The following is a 13,422-nucleotide window of genomic DNA, read 5'->3' on the forward strand; positions in this document are numbered from 1 at the left end:
CCTGCTGATTAAGGGTATACCCGCATGCAATGGCAGTTTTTGCATGCAAAACTGAAAAAAGAAAGGACGCTCCATGCTGCAACTCGACTTTCACCCTACGGGCCGCCACTTCCTGCAGATCCCGGGCCCGAGCCCGGTGCCAGACCGCATTCTGCGGGCGATGAGCCTGCCCACCATCGACCACCGGGGGCCGGAGTTCGGTGCGTTGGGACTCAAGGTGCTCTCGGGCATCCAGAAGATCTTCCAGACCCGCCACCCGGTGGCGATCTACCCCGCATCGGGCACCGGCGCCTGGGAAGCGGCCCTCGCCAACACCCTGAGCGCGGGCGACCACGTGCTGATGTTCGAGACCGGGCACTTCGCCTCGCTGTGGCAGAAGATGGCCACGCGCCTGGGCATCTCCACCGAGTTCCTGGCCTGGGAGGGCAAGGACGAACACCTGCCCCTGGCCGGCGGCTGGCGCCGGGGTGTGCAGGCCGACCTGATCGAGGCGCGCCTGCGCAAGGACACCGAGCGCAGGATCAAGGCGGTGTGCGTGGTGCACAACGAGACCTCCACGGGCGTGACCTCCGACATCGCTTCGGTGCGCAAGGCCATCGACGCGGCAGGCCACCCCGCGCTCTTGATGGTGGACAGCATCTCGGGCCTGGCCAGCGCCGACTTCCGCCACGACGAGTGGGGCGTGGACGTGACCATCAGCGGGTCGCAAAAGGGCCTGATGCTGCCGCCGGGCATCAGCTTCAACGCGCTGTCGCCGCGTGCGCTCGAAGCCGCAAAGAAGGCCACGCTGCCCCGTGCCTTCTGGGCCTGGGACGAGATCGTGGAGATGAACAAGGACGGCTACTGGCCCTATACGCCCAACACCAACCTGCTGTACGGCCTGTCCGAGGCGCTGGATATGCTGCTGGCCGAGGGCCTGCCCAACGTCTTCGCGCGCCACCAGCGCTGGGGTGCGGGCGTGCGTGCCGCCGTCAACGCCTGGGGCCTGCCCATCCAGTGCGCCGACCCGGCGGTGTATTCGCCGGTGCTCACCGGCGTGATCACGCCCGAGGGCGTGGATGCCGATGCCCTGCGCCGGCTCATCCACCAGCGGTTCGATTTGTCGTTGGGCACGGGCCTGGGCAAGCTCAAGGGCCGCATGTTCCGCATGGGCCACCTGGGCGACAGCAATGACCTCACGCTCATCGCCATGGTGGCGGGCGTGGAGATGGGGCTCAAGCTCTCGGGAGTGGCCTTGGCCGGCAGCGGCGTGCAGGCCAGCATGGACTACTTCGCCAGCCATGCGGCGCCCGCAGCGTTGAAGAAGGCGGCCTGAGCCTGCGGCTTTCGTTCGGCCTTGTTCTGACATATGGACCGGCCGGCGCCCGCGGGAGGTGCCGGCTGCTGAATGTGCGCATTTCCGCTCCCGCTGGCGGCCTGCCGAGGCCGCAGCGCATCGACCGATCCCGTGTTTTCCAGTCCCCACCGCCCGCCGTGCACTGCACGCGCGCCGCAGGGGCCTTGGCTTTGCTGAGTTCATTCAACCCGGCCCGCACCGACCAGGGCCCACGAAGGAGACAAGCGATGATGAAAAGACGTTCCCTGATCCAGTCCGCTGGCGCGGCGGCGGCCTCGCTCGGCGCCCCGCGCCTGTTTGCGCAGGAGTGGCCCACCGGCCCGGTGCGCATCGTGGTGGGCTTTCCGCCCGGCGGCGGCACCGATGCGCTGGCGCGGGTGGTGGCGGTCAAGTTGTCGACCTTGTGGAAGCAGTCGGTCATCGTGGAGAACAAGGCGGGTGTGGCCGGCGTGCTGGCGGCCGAGTACGTGGCGCAGCAGCCCAGCGACGGCAGCACGCTGCTGATGGCGCACATCAACAGCCATGCGCTCGCGCCCAGCCTGCAGCCCAAGCTGCGCTACGACCCGCAAAAGGACTTTGTGCCCATCGTGATGGTGGGTGTCACGCCCAACCTGCTGATCGCGGGCCCGGCGCAAAAGGCGCTCACGGTGAAGGAACTCGTGGCCCTGTGCAAGGCCAACCCGGGCAAGGTGACCTTTGGCTCCGCAGGCCCGGGCTCTGCGCAGCACCTGGCGCTGGAGATGTTCAAGCTGCAGGCGGGTGTGGATGCCTTGCACGTGCCCTACAAGGGCAGCGGCCCCGCGCTGGCCGACCTGATGGGCAACCAGATCCAGTATTGCTTTGAAACCATGACCTCGGCCACGCCGCATGTCAAAAGCGGCAAGGTGGCGGCGGTGGCGCAGACGCGCACCAAGCGCGCCAAGGGCCACCCGGGCGTGCCCACCATGCAGGAACAGGGCTTCGAGGGTTTCGAGGCCACGACCTGGTATGGCCTGGTCGGCCCCGGCAAGCTGGCGCCCGGTATCGCGGACAAGATCAACCACGACGTGAACACCGTGCTGGCCATGCCCGATGTGCAGGAGCGCATGGACACCTACGGCGCCGAGGATGGCGGCGGCACGCGCGACAAGTTCAAGGATTTCATCGCCACCGAGATTGCCAAGTGGGGCAAGGTGGTGAAGGATGGCAATGTGAAGGTGGAGAGTTAAGTTAAGTGACCCCCTGAGTCGCTTCGCGCCTCGGGCCCTTGCACGGTGGCACGGGCCTGGGCTGCGCTTTTTGTAGGCTGCGTGCGATCGCAAAATACTGGGATGAATCAGATGCAGACAGACAAAGACCCGACCCGCGGATTGACCCATGCCCTGGTGGCAGCCTGGCAGGCAGGCCAGACCACCAGCGCCCTGCCGTGGACCGGGGCGCTGGACGATGCGGCTGCGGCCTACGCGGCGCAGGAGGCGGTGGCCCAGGGCATGGGCTGGTTTCCGGCAGGCTCCGCGCAGCACTGGAAGTCCGGCGGGCCCCATCGCCAGGCGGTGCTCACGCATGCGCCGCTGCCGCCCGCGGGCGTGCGCACCAGCCCGGCCGACTATGGGGACATGCGGTTCCACACGCCGGGCATCGAGGCCGAAATCGCGCTGCGCCTGGGCCGGGCCGTGTCGCCCGAACAAGCCGCGGCCATGACGCCGGCCACCGCGGGCCCATGGGTCGATGCGATGGCCGTGTCGATCGAGATCGTGGATTCGCGCTGGCAGGAAGGCGGCGACGCGCCCGCGCTGCTGCGCCTGGCCGACCTGCAGTCGCACGGCGCGCTGGTGCTGGGCGAGTGGGTGCCCTACGCGGCGCGGGACTGGGCCGCGCAGCCGTGCGAGGTGCGCATCGGCTCGCAGGCGCCGGTGGTGCGCCAGGGCACGCACCCGCTGGGCGATCCGGCCTGGCTGCTGCCGGTGTGGCTGCGCCACCTCACACGCAGCGGTGCGACCGTGCCTGCGGGCACGGTGGTGACGACGGGGTCCTGGGTGGGGTTGCTGCAGGCCCAACGGGGCGACAGCGTTGTGGTGTCTTTCGACGGTGTGGGCAGCGCCACGGTCCAGCTGTAGCTGCGCGCCGGCGCTGGCCCGCAGGCTTGGCTGGTGCAGGCCGTGCCGCGGTCCCTAGAACGACGAGCCGGGCTGCGCCAGAAAGGCGGTTTCCTGGGGCGTTGAATTGCGGCCCAGCGCCGCGTTGCGGTGCGGGTAGCGGCCAAAGCGCGCCAGGATTTCCTGGTGGCGCTGCTCGAACTGCAGGTTGTGCTCCAGCCCCGGCTGGCTGAACAAAGCCATGGCCTGCGCGTGGATGGTGAGCGACTCGCTGTGCATGTAGGGCATGTAGGCAAAGGCGCGCTGCTCCACGGGCAGCTCGGCATCGCGCCGGCTGGCCACCAGCTCCTGTGCGAGCGTCAGGGCCTGGGCATCCTGTGCAAACGCCAGGGCCGAGCCGCGGTGGATGTTGCGCGAGAACTGGTCCAGCACCAAGATCTCCGCCAGCCGGCCCCGGGCGCTGTCGCGCCAAGTCCAGAGTTCTCCCAGTCGCGCGGCCTCCCACGTGGCGCCAAAGCGGGTGCGGATCAGGTCGTCGACCTTGTCGTCCTGCGCGAAGTGCTGGGCTGGGCTGAGTTCTTCGAACCAGAACCGCAGGATGTTTTCTGAAGGCATAGGGGGCAAAGGCTAGTCGTTGAAAAGGGCGGTTGGCGCTGTTTCAGCAGACCACCGTGGCTGTGAAAAGCAGCCCACGGCGGCGCGCCTTGGGGCGCCGCCGCAGCGTGAGTGCGGCCTGCCGCAGCCCGCCCTGGTGAGCCTCTTACTTTTGCGCGTCCTTGTCCAGCCGGATCTTGCCGTCGCGCACGTACTGGTTGAACTGGTCGCGCGGGATCGCCGCGGAGCCGACGGCGTCGTTGTCGGCGGTCCAGCTCAGCGTGGTGCTGTCCTTGGCGGGCTCAAGCTCCACAGGGCCCTTGGGGATGGTGAGCGGTGCTCCGTCGCCCGGGGTGTAGGTGACGTGGCCTGCAATGGTGGCGTGTTGTGTCATGCGATCTCCTTGCGCGGCGCGTGCCGCAGTGCTGATCGCCCATTGCACTGCGACGCGGTCTGCGTGGCTGTAAGACCGCGCCCTGCGTGGGCGCGGGCCGCGTTCCAGCGTTGTGCTGTGGGGTGGCTGGCCGGTCAGGGCGGCACCACCGCCTGCGTACGCTCCTGCCGCACCAGGTACAGCCCGCTGCCGATGATGATGGCGCCGCCCAGCAGCGTGGAATAGCCCGGCACCGTCTGCCACAGCACCCAGTCCAGGCCCATGCCCCAGGCCAGGGCCGTGTATTCGAACGGCGCCACCACCGACGCCTGCCCGTGGCGGAAGGCCTCGGTGATCGCCAGCTGCCCCAGAAAGCCTGTGACGGCGAGGCCCGCCACCAGCGGCCAGTGCGCCCGGTCCACACCCACCCAGCCGGGCCAGGCCAGTGCGCCCGCGCCCAGGGCCAGGAGCGTGGTGGTCCAGAACACCAGGCTGGCGCTGGAGTCGGTGCGGGTCAGCACCCGCCCCGTGATGGCCGACACGGCGTACCCGCAGGCGGCGCCCAGCACTGCGAGTGCCCCCAGCGTGAAGAACGCATCCTGGCTGGGCCGCAGCGCCACCAGCACGCCGACCATGCCGAGCGCAATGGCCACCCAGTGAGCGGCGCGCACCTTCTCGCGCAGCACCACGGTGGAGAGCGCGGTGATGAGCAGCGGCGCAATGAAGAACAGCGTGTAGGCCTCGGCCAGGCCCAGCTCCTTGAGCGCGTAGGCGAACAGCCCCAGCATCGAGATGTTGAGCACGCCGCGCAGCAGGTGCAGCGGCCAGCGCACCTTGAGCAGCCCGCGCACCTCGCCGCGCCACAGCACGTACAGGGCGACCAGCGGCAAGGCCGCCCAGCCGCGCAGCGCCGCCACCTGCATGGCGGGGTAGCTGGCCGACAGCGTCTTGAGCAGCGCGTCCATCAACGAAAAGCACCCCACCGCCAACACCATGGCGATGATGCCGCGCAGGTTGCCGGAGGCCTCGGCCTGCGCTGCGGTGGCGTCGTTGTCGGCGGCAGGGGCTTGCAGCGTGCCGGGTTCGCGGGCCTGGCTCATGGGCACAGCGCCCCGTGGCTGCTGGCGGCGCAGGGCGCTTCAGGCGCCCGAGAATCCCGGCGCACAGTGCGCGTGGAATGGGGCATCGCTGCCGTGTGGCTTTGGGGACGTGCGCGCTGCGCTGGTTGGCGGTGCATGGGACTGCCGGCGGCATGCGGGTGCTGTCTGCGCATGCCGAAGGCCCGTGTGGAGGAGGGCCAAAAAGTGTAGCGCACGCGCGGGCCGCTGCAGCCGCCCGCGTGGCGGGTTCCGCGCGCTCAGTCGTCTTCGCGCCGGGGTTGTGTGGAGGTGCGCGCCATCCGGTCGTGCAGCATCGGCATGGCCCACAGCACCAGCAGCGCCAGCAGCGTGCTCAGCACGGCCGTGGTCTCGCGGCCGAGGCCGGCCGCCACGCCGATGGCGGCGGTGAGCCAGATGCCCGCCGCCGTGGTCAGCCCCTTGACCTGGCTTTCGGCATCGCCCTTGAGGATGGTGCCGGCGCCCAGAAAGCCCACGCCCGCGATGATGCCCTGCAGCACCCGGCTGTTGTCGGCCGGCTCGATGCCCGCCTGCTGGGCCACCAGCACGAACAGGGCCGCCCCCATCGACACCAGCATGTGGGTGCGCACGCCGGCCGCCTTGCCCGCGTGTTCGCGTTCCCACCCGAGCAGGCCGCCCAGCACGCCCGCCATTGTCAGGCGCACGACGATGCGTGTGGCCTGGCCCACGTCGGTGACGTCCGAAAACTCGGACGCCACCGTGCTGGTGATTTCGTGCCAGATATCAGCCATGGGAGCGGTCCTTGGATGCGGCGATCAGAGCGGCGGGCGACTGCGTGCACGGGCACGGTGAACGCAGCGACGTCAGTGGACACGGTGGGCTGGCAAGAGCATGCATGGTGCAGGGTTGGGGTAGGTAGGGGTTAGCGATGAGGGGGCCGGCTGGGCCACCGTCCGGGCACTGTGCGCCTTGCCGCGGCAGCCGTCTACAGGCGACCTACCGCCCGGCGGGTAGGACACAGCCGACGCCGCCAGTCACGCAGGCCCCGTGTTGAACAAAAAAATGGCAAAAATATGCCTCTACCGCTCGCCAGTAAAGCGCCAGCAGCTATTAAAAACGGAGCGTTTCAATCACGCTCGGACACTGCGCGCATCAGGTCTTACATCCTTGTTCGCCAGGTCCGGGTCGCACCGCTTGCATGGCACCCTGCTGCGTGCCACGATGCGCGGTGGGCCCCCACGCCGCCGTTTGCCCAGGCCGCCGCCCCTGGGGCCTGGCGCGGCCCGGTGAGGAGTTCACCATGACCCCGCAGCGCATCGTCCTGATCCAGGGACACCCCGACGCCAGCGCGCCCCATCTGTGCCATGCCCTGGCGCAGGCGTACGCCCAAGGCGCCACCAGTGCCGGCCACGCGGTGCGGCACATCGACGTCGCCGCCATCGACTTCGCCCTGCTGCGCAGCCAGCACGAATGGGAGCTGGGCTTGCTGCCGGCCCGGCTCAAGCCTGCGCAAGAAGACATTGGCTGGGCGCAGCACATCGTCCTTTTCTTTCCGCTGTGGCTGGGCGACATGCCGGCCTTGCTCAAGGGCTTTCTGGAGCAAGTGGCGCGGCCCGGCTTTGCTTTCACCACCGAGGGCAGCAACCCGTTCGGCCGCAAGGGGCTGACGGGCCGCAGCGCGCGCGTGGTCGTGACCATGGGCATGCCGGCGCTGGTGTACCGCTGGTACTTCCGGGCGCACAGCGTGAAGTCGCTGGAGCGCAACATCCTGGGCTTTGTGGGCATCGCCCCCGTGCACGAGACCCTGGTGGGCAGCGTGGAGCAACTGGGCGACTCCGGGGTGGCCAAGTGGAAGGCGCGCATGCAGGCGCTGGGTGCGAAGGCCGCGTAGGGCCATCGCCTAGGGCCGGGCTGCTCCCGGCAGGTCTTTTGAAAGGTCTTCCGGAAGCTCGTCGCAGCGCTGCCAGGGCAGCACCGCCAGCAGGCGCTCCCAGTCGGCCGTGGGGGCTGCGCGCAAGGCATTCCCGTTGTGATTGCCGTTGCCTTTGCCGCCATCGTCCACTGCGACGGGGCTGCCGGGCAGGGCCGTCGGCCACTGCAGTCCGCTGTCGAAGGTCATGTGCAGCCCGCTCACCGGGTGCGGCACCGTGAGCTGCCACGCATGCAGCCACAGCCGCTGCTGGCCCAGGCGCTCGGCCCACCAGCGGTTGATGGGGCCCTTGCCATGGGTCGCATCGCCGATGATGGGGTGCGCCAGGTGCTTGAGGTGGCGGCGGATCTGGTGGCGCCGGCCTGTGGTCGGTATGGCCTCGACCAGCGATGCGCGCGTGCTGGCAAAGCGGGCGTCGCTGGGCTCGGGCAGCGTGAGCTGTGCCAGGCGCTTGAAGCGCGTGTGGGCCTCCTGCACCGCGGCATCGGCCGGCGCGTCATCGGGCTTGAGCGCGTGGTCCACCTCGATGGCACCCGGCGCCCAGCCGCGCACCAACGCCAGGTAGCGCTTGTGCGTGGCCTGGTGCTCGAAAGCCTGTGACAGCGCGCGCGCCGCATCGCTGTGCAGCGCCATCACCAGCACGCCGCAGGTGCCCTTGTCCAGCCGGTGCACGGGGAACACGTGCTGGCCCAGTTGGTCCCGCAGGGTCTGCATCACAAAGCGCGTCTCGCCCGCGTCCAGCCCCGTGCGGTGCACCAGCCAGCCAGCGGGCTTGTAGACGGCCACCAGGTGCTCGTCGCGCCAGAGGATGTGCAGGGGAGGGTGCATGAAAGAGGCCGGGCCGGTGGCGCAGGCCGAATGAGGGAAGGCGCGCATTGTGCAGCACGCCGGGCGTACCTACACTGCGGCGATCAAGTGTATGCAAAGGATTGCTGCGTATGTCGGCCGGAGACTGGAAAGACATGTATGCCGCCGCCCTGGCGGGCGACCTGGCGCTGGTGCGCCACCACATCGGCGCGGGCGTGAACCCCAACTACCAGCACCCCGAGATCCTGTGCACCCCGCTGGTGGCGGCCCTCATCCACGGGCACGATGCCATCGCGCACTACCTGCTCGACCACGGTGCAGACCCGCAGCTGCGCTCGGAGTTCGACGGCATGACGCCGCTGCAGGCGGCCCGGCGCCATGGGCGCGCAGAGTTCGTCACGCTGCTGCGCGAGCGCGGTGCGAGGGAGGTCAAGACCCCCTTCTGGTGGCGCTGGCTCCCGGTGTAGACGCCCCCTGAGTCGGATGCGGTGCAGACGATTCAGACGCCAGCCGCTTCCTTCGCGCGCATCTTGGCGGCGATGTATTCGCCGTGCGTCACATGCAGCAGGCCGGCCACCTTGCTGATGGTGTGCATCTCGTTCTCGTCCAGGCGTGCGTCGGCGTACGCCACCTGCCACATGGCTTCGACCAGTTGCACCTTCTGCGGCTGCGTGAAGTGGTCGTTCAGGCTGCCGGTGAAGCGCTGGTAGTCGTAGGCGCTGCGGGAGGTGTCGACGGCCAGCTCCAGCAGGCGGTCCAGCTCATCGCCCGCCAGGTCGAACTTGCTGCGCAGCGCGGTGACCATGGCCGTGCGTTCGGCCGGGTCCATGGCCGCATCGAACCGCACCACCTCCACCAGCAGCACGGCGGCGGCCAGTTGCACGGCGTGGGCCTGGTCTTGCGCTGTGGCGGTGTGGGCCGGTTGCATCAGGCTGTCGAGCAGGTCTTTGAGTGTCTGGAACATGGGGTGTGCTTTCTGTGGAGCCGGGGCGTGCATGTACGCATGGATGGAGGCCGCAGGGCCGCGCTTGGTTCCCTGGCTGGCGATGCAGTGCTCGCCGCCTGCCACCGCCCCGGCGACAATCGGGGGCCATGACGAAGAAAACCATACTCCCACTGCAACTGCTGGTTGCGCCCGACAAGAACGACCCGGCCCCGTTGATCCTGTACCACGGGCGCAACTGCCCCGATGGCTTTGGCGCGGCGCTGGCCGCATGGCTGTACTACGGCGACCGTGCCGAATACGTGGGGCTGGACCACGGCGATATCAACACCGTGGACGACCTGCCGCCGGTGCAGGGCCGGGCGGTCTACATCCTCGACTTCTCGTTCGCCGCCGAGGTGATGACCGCCATCGACGAACGCGCGGCCAAGCTCGTGATGCTGGACCACCACAAGAGCGCGGCCGAAAAGCTCACCGGCTTTGCCTGCCGCTGCGGCGTGGTGCACTTCGACATGAGCAAGTCGGGCGCGCGCCTGGCGTGGGAGTTCTTTCATCCGCACGAGCCCGTGCCCGCGCTGCTGCAGTATGTGGAAGACCGCGACATCTGGAAGTGGGAGTTCCCGGAAAGCGGGGCCTTCCTGTCAGCGCTCGACATGGAAGAGCAGGGCTTTGCGCGCTGGCAGCAGATCGCGGCCTTCACGCCCGACGAACTCACGCAGTTCATGGCCCGTGGCGCGGCCATGGACGAGAAGTACCGCAAGCTGTGCGCGAGCATCGCCGAAGGCGCGCAGCCGCTGGTGTTCAACGGCATCCCTGGCCTGATGGTGAACGCGCCCGGCATGTTCCACAGCCTGGTGGGCGACATCCTCTCGGCCAAGACCGGCACCTTCGCGCTGATGTGGAGCGCGGGTGAAAAGGGTGTGAAGGTGGGCCTGCGTGCACAGCGCAATTTCGACTGCATTGCGCTCGCCGAAAGCATGGGCGGCGGCGGCCACGCGCAGGCGTGTGGTTTCAAGATGAAGATCGAACGCCTGCCGGAACTGCTGACGGGCACCTTCAACGCCTGACCCGGCCGATATCGAGGCTCTGCAGGCCGCTACCGCTCGATAGGTAAGCGCTGGAAGCTATTGAAAATATAGCAATCGATAGCGGCTACACCAGCCGCAGGTCCACGCCCCGCGTGCCCGGGAACACCCGCCCCACGGCCGCAGCGTTGAGCCCGTACATCCGTGCGAACAGTCCGCCCAGCACGGCGCGGTAGTCGTTGAGCACCGGGTAGTCGCGGTTCTGGAACAGCGTGGTGGCCGACAGCGCCTGCTGCTCGCCCGCAATGCGCCCGCCGCCGACGCCGCCGCCCAGCACCCAGAAGACGGTGCCGTGGCCGTGGTCGGTGCCGCGGTTGCCGTTTTCGCGGAAGGTGCGGCCGAACTCGCTGACCACCACCACCACGGTGTTCTTCCAGGCCGCCGTGCCCATCTCGTCGGCAAAGCCCGCCAGGCCGCGGCCCAGTTCTTCGAGGCGGTTGGCCAGCGCGCCCGTGGCGTTGCCCTGGCCCACGTGCGTGTCCCACCCGCCCACGTCGACGAAGCCCAGGTGGTAGCGCGTCTGCATCAGCCGCGCCATGCGGCGCGCCGTGCCTTCAAAGCCCTTGGTGCTGAGCGCATTGCGGCTGGCGGCATCCATCTCGCCCTGCATGCTGCGGGCCACCTCGCCCTGTGTGGCAAAGCCCTCGGCCACGGGCCGGGCCAGGCTGGTGCTGCGGTACATCATGTCGATCAGTCCGGCCTGCCGCTCGTCCACGCCGGGCTTGCCGGCCGCGGCGGCCAGCGCCGTGTTGGGGACATCGACCGTGCCGCGCAGCACCAAGGGGAGGGTGCTGGTGAAGGCCATCGGCGATGCGTCTTGCTGCCGGGCGCCCAGCTCGGCCGCCAGACGGTTGAGAAAGCCCGACCCATAGTCGCGCCGCCCCGCCAGGGGCTGGCCCAGCTCGATGCTGTCCTGCGTGTCGAAGTGGCTGCGCGACAGGTCTTCGGTGCCGGCAAATGGCACGAAGGCCAGCTCGCGCCGCTGGTACAGCGGCAGCATCGACTGCGCCAGCACCGGGTGCAGGCCCCAGTCGCTGGTCAGCTCCAGCGCGCCGCCCTCCTGCCCGGGGCGGGCGATGGCGATGTTGGGACGGCTCTCGTAATAGAAGCTGCTGCTGGTGGGCACCAGCAGGTTCGCGCAGTCGTACCCGCCGCGCAGGAACACGAGCAGCAGGCGCGCGTCGCCTGCGCGCGGGGCAGCGGACACCTGGGCGGAAGCGGTGGCAATGCCCAGGGCGCCGGCGCCCAGAGCCTGGAGATAGTGTCGTCTCAGCATGTGATCTCCTTGAATGACGTCGGCGCATGGCATGCACTGTCGCGCTTGAAATTCGCACTCCCGAAGCGAGGGCAGCCGTGCAAGGGCCGATCCGCCGCACTGGCTGCGTCCCCCTTCCCGAACCGCGCAGCGGGTCGAGAGAAGGGGCTGAAGGCCGCGGCTCCAAGCCTGCCTGCGCAGGCTTGGACGTGCCTGAAGAGCGACAGCCTCCGGCGGACGCACCGAGGCGCGAAGCGACTCAGGGAGATGTACTCCATCTCTAGCCGTGCATGAATTCGGGAGATGAAAGGAACAAAAGGTTCCATTCCCGCGGCGAATTTGCCTGCACCAAAGCGGCGCGTGTGGCAGGCGCCAGGGTGGCGTCGATCTGGCGCAGGTAGGGCGTCTGCGACAGCGCAGGTGGCGGTGTGCGCTGGCCCGGCGCTCCCGCGTTGGCGACGGCGCCGGCACCCAGCGCGCGGGCTGCCTCGAAGCGCGTGCTCATCTGGCCCGAGCCCGACCAGGTGGCGGCGTCGAGCGGGTAACCGTCGGGCGTGGCACGGCCGTACAGGGGCTCGGCCAGGCGCTGCAGCCAGCCCAGCAGGGGCTCGGTGGTGGCCAGCACCGGCTGGTCGCCGTGCACCAGCCGGGCACCGGCCAGCACGTACTGCACCGGGTCGCGAAAGCGCTGGCCCAGCGAGGCCTGGAACTCGCCCGCCTGGAACAGCGCGGCCAGCACCGCGGCGATGTCGCCGTCGGTGCGCTCGAAGGTGCGGGCCAGGGTGTCGAGCAGGGCGGGCGAGGGCGCGTCGCCCACCAGGTAGACGGCCATCTTGCGCGTGATGAAGCGGGCCGTAGCGCTGTGGCGGACCAGCCGATCCAGTGCCTCGTCCAGTTCTGCCAGGCCCTGGGCGCGCAGGGGCTGGCCGAGCAGGGTCTTGGCGTCCCAGTCGTGCCGCGCGGGGTTGAACTCGAACAAACCCTGGCGAACGTAGTGGGCGCGCAGCGCCGGCTTCATGCGCGGCGGCTCGTCGTCCAGCGGGCGCATGCTGACCCCCACGCCCGTGAGCACGCGCGCCAGCTCCTGCACGTCTTGCTGGCTGTAGCCGCCGCCCACGCCCAGGGTGTGCAGCTCCATCAGCTCGCGGGCATAGTTCTCGTTGATGCGGCCTGCGGCGTTCTGCACGTTGTCCAGGTAGTACAGCATGGCCGGGTGGCGCGTGGTGGCGCCCAGCAGGTCGCGAAAGCGGCCCAGCGCATGCGGGCGCACGGCGCGCTCTTCATAGTCGCCCACGGCGGCGCGCAGGTTGGCCTTGCCGGCAAAGATGTTGAAGTGGTTCATCCAGAACCAGGTCATCTTCTCGCGCAGCTGGGCGGGCGAGTACAGCGCGCGCAGCACGAAGCGCTGGCTGGCCTCGCGCTGCAGGTTGCGCATGTCTTTTTGCCAGGCCTCCAGCGCGGTCTTGCGTTCGTCTTCGGTCGGCAGTGCGCGCGCTTCGCGCTGGCGCTCCTGCATCTGCAGGGCCAGCGTTTCGAACGGGGTGCGGGTGATGGCCATGGCGTCGATCTGCGACTGGGCGTCGGCGGGCAGCGGCGCGTCGGCGGGGGCCCGCAGCTGGCTGGCCAGCCAGGCCTGCATGCCCTGCGGCGCCATGGCCTGCGCGCCCTGCGCGGTACTGCCCCAGGTGATGCGGTCCAGCAGCCGCGCGCGCACGGCATCGTCGGCTGCGTCAGCCGTTGCTGCGGGCACGGCGGCCCAGGTGGGCAGGGCCGGCCAAGCACTGGCCGATGCGCCCAGCGCTGCGAGTGCCAGCCACTGGCGGCGGTTGATGGGCGGGGTGGTGCTCAACAAAGCGGGTGGGTCGTGGCGCATGGTGCGGGTATCCTGCAAGCCCATTGATGCCAGGGCTGGAGCGCCATGCTGCGCTTGCCGCGCAGCCAAGGC

14 protein-coding genes are annotated in these 13,422 nt (G+C 69.3%); 6 read left to right on the top strand and 8 right to left on the bottom strand.

All coding sequences use genetic code 11. From position 1 onward, the window contains the following. The first annotated feature begins 73 nt into the window (after nt 1-73). The 3 genes from ACIGHN_RS08340 to ACIGHN_RS08350 all read left to right on the top strand — a co-directional run bounded on the left by ACIGHN_RS08340 (nt 74) and on the right by ACIGHN_RS08350 (nt 3,432). Nucleotides 74-1,315: a pyridoxal-phosphate-dependent aminotransferase family protein gene (locus ACIGHN_RS08340; protein WP_396503995.1), complete on the top strand. Its 1,242-nt coding sequence runs from the start codon at nt 74-76 to the stop codon at nt 1,313-1,315. A gap of 251 nt (nt 1,316-1,566) precedes the next feature. Then, on the top strand, nt 1,567-2,544 hold the full coding sequence (locus ACIGHN_RS08345) for a tripartite tricarboxylate transporter substrate binding protein (RefSeq protein ID WP_056170712.1): 978 nt from the start codon (nt 1,567-1,569) through the stop codon (nt 2,542-2,544). Nucleotides 2,545-2,655: 111 nt separating this feature from the next. Next, nucleotides 2,656-3,432, top strand: a complete 777-nt coding sequence (locus ACIGHN_RS08350; RefSeq protein ID WP_396503996.1) for a fumarylacetoacetate hydrolase family protein — start codon at nt 2,656-2,658, stop codon at nt 3,430-3,432. A gap of 54 nt (nt 3,433-3,486) precedes the next feature. On the opposite strand, the gene ACIGHN_RS08355 is transcribed toward ACIGHN_RS08350, so the two are convergent. The 4 genes from ACIGHN_RS08355 to ACIGHN_RS08370 form a co-directional block, all read right to left on the bottom strand. Further along, nucleotides 3,487-4,026 (bottom strand): DUF924 family protein, encoded by a 540-nt coding sequence (locus tag ACIGHN_RS08355; protein ID WP_056170080.1) that lies wholly within the window; start codon nt 4,024-4,026, stop codon nt 3,487-3,489. 145 nt (nt 4,027-4,171) lie between these two features. Further along, nucleotides 4,172-4,399 carry a hypothetical protein gene (locus tag ACIGHN_RS08360; RefSeq protein ID WP_056170078.1) on the bottom strand — a complete coding sequence of 76 codons (228 nt, stop codon included), beginning with the start codon at nt 4,397-4,399 and terminating at the stop codon, nt 4,172-4,174. 134 nt (nt 4,400-4,533) lie between these two features. Further along, nucleotides 4,534-5,478 (bottom strand): DMT family transporter, encoded by a 945-nt coding sequence (locus ACIGHN_RS08365; RefSeq protein WP_396503997.1) that lies wholly within the window; start codon nt 5,476-5,478, stop codon nt 4,534-4,536. A gap of 257 nt (nt 5,479-5,735) precedes the next feature. Then, a complete protein-coding gene (locus tag ACIGHN_RS08370) occupies nt 5,736-6,248 on the bottom strand; it encodes an MgtC/SapB family protein (RefSeq protein WP_056170075.1) in 513 nt (170 codons plus the stop codon). A 509-nt stretch (nt 6,249-6,757) separates the two neighbouring features. On the opposite strand from ACIGHN_RS08370, the gene ACIGHN_RS08375 reads away from it, so the two are divergent. Beyond that, complete coding sequence (locus ACIGHN_RS08375; protein WP_396503998.1) at nt 6,758-7,348, top strand: NAD(P)H-dependent oxidoreductase; 591 nt, start codon at nt 6,758-6,760, stop codon at nt 7,346-7,348. A gap of 9 nt (nt 7,349-7,357) precedes the next feature. Here the strand turns inward: ACIGHN_RS08375 and ACIGHN_RS08380 are convergent, their stop codons facing one another. Beyond that, nucleotides 7,358-8,215, bottom strand: coding sequence for a pseudouridine synthase (locus tag ACIGHN_RS08380; RefSeq protein ID WP_396503999.1), 858 nt, complete (start codon nt 8,213-8,215; stop codon nt 7,358-7,360). Nucleotides 8,216-8,325: 110 nt separating this feature from the next. Here ACIGHN_RS08380 and ACIGHN_RS08385 point away from each other — a divergent pair, with 110 nt between their 5' ends. Next, nucleotides 8,326-8,661 carry an ankyrin repeat domain-containing protein gene (locus ACIGHN_RS08385; protein ID WP_396504000.1) on the top strand — a complete coding sequence of 112 codons (336 nt, stop codon included), beginning with the start codon at nt 8,326-8,328 and terminating at the stop codon, nt 8,659-8,661. 32 nt (nt 8,662-8,693) lie between these two features. Here the strand turns inward: ACIGHN_RS08385 and ACIGHN_RS08390 are convergent, their stop codons facing one another. After that, on the bottom strand, nt 8,694-9,158 hold the full coding sequence (locus tag ACIGHN_RS08390; RefSeq protein ID WP_056170703.1) for a TerB family tellurite resistance protein: 465 nt from the start codon (nt 9,156-9,158) through the stop codon (nt 8,694-8,696). 128 nt (nt 9,159-9,286) lie between these two features. Here ACIGHN_RS08390 and ACIGHN_RS08395 point away from each other — a divergent pair, with 128 nt between their 5' ends. Next, nucleotides 9,287-10,204, top strand: coding sequence for a DHH family phosphoesterase (locus ACIGHN_RS08395; protein ID WP_396504001.1), 918 nt, complete (start codon nt 9,287-9,289; stop codon nt 10,202-10,204). Between the two features lie 85 nt (nt 10,205-10,289). On the opposite strand, the gene ACIGHN_RS08400 is transcribed toward ACIGHN_RS08395, so the two are convergent. Together ACIGHN_RS08400 and ACIGHN_RS08405 are read right to left on the bottom strand one after the other, a co-directional pair. Further along, nucleotides 10,290-11,498, bottom strand: coding sequence for a DUF1501 domain-containing protein (locus ACIGHN_RS08400; RefSeq protein ID WP_396504002.1), 1,209 nt, complete (start codon nt 11,496-11,498; stop codon nt 10,290-10,292). Between the two features lie 259 nt (nt 11,499-11,757). After that, nucleotides 11,758-13,350, bottom strand: coding sequence for a DUF1800 domain-containing protein (locus ACIGHN_RS08405; protein WP_396504003.1), 1,593 nt, complete (start codon nt 13,348-13,350; stop codon nt 11,758-11,760). Nucleotides 13,351-13,422: the final 72 nt, after the last annotated feature.

Source organism: Acidovorax sp. NPDC077693 (genome assembly GCF_044542805.1).
Taxonomy (GTDB): Bacteria; Pseudomonadota; Gammaproteobacteria; order Burkholderiales; family Burkholderiaceae_C; genus Acidovorax.